Source organism: Catenulispora rubra (genome assembly GCF_015356825.1).
GTDB classification, from domain to species: Bacteria; Actinomycetota; Actinomycetes; order Streptomycetales; family Catenulisporaceae; genus Catenulispora; species Catenulispora rubra.
Genome location: NZ_JAACYW010000748.1, coordinates 1 through 451, shown reverse-complemented (window position 1 = coordinate 451; position 451 = coordinate 1). Strand labels below are relative to the sequence as shown.

1 protein-coding gene is annotated in these 451 nt (G+C 71.2%); it reads right to left on the bottom strand.

Features of this window, described 5'->3' with window-relative positions:
* Nucleotides 1–196 (bottom strand): hypothetical protein (locus GWK61_RS55255; RefSeq protein WP_194922380.1); only part of this gene is annotated, 196 nt, incomplete at its 3' end.
* Between the last annotated feature and the right edge of the window lie 255 nt (nt 197–451).

The following is a 451-nucleotide window of genomic DNA, read 5'->3' as shown; positions in this document are numbered from 1 at the left end:
GGGTGGGGCAGGTGCCCCAGGTGAGTGCGGTCTGCGGCATGGATTCGGCGGCCGGGGTGACGCCGGCGGACGTGGCGGCGGCGGCTGCGGCGTTGGCGGCGGTGGCGATCGCGGGTGGCGTCGCGGTGGCCAGCGCCAAGGCGGTCGACAGCAGCGCGGCGCAGGTCACACCCGTACCGCGGGGGATTCGAGTCATGCCGCGAAGGTAGGCGGCCCGATGATCTGTCGTCCTCGGTGCGGGGGTGGAGATCCGGGTGGAGACGGGCTGAGGGTGACGGTTCGCAGGCCCGTACGGCGTCGGCACCAGGCATTATTGTCGTACCTTGGGTGTGAGGTGTTTCGGATTCTCAAAGGGGGACCCAGGTGCGTATCGGGCGGCGGATACTCGCGATCGCAGCGTTCGTTGCGCTGACCAGCCCGGCGCTGCGCGACGTCGGGGCGCTGCTGGACG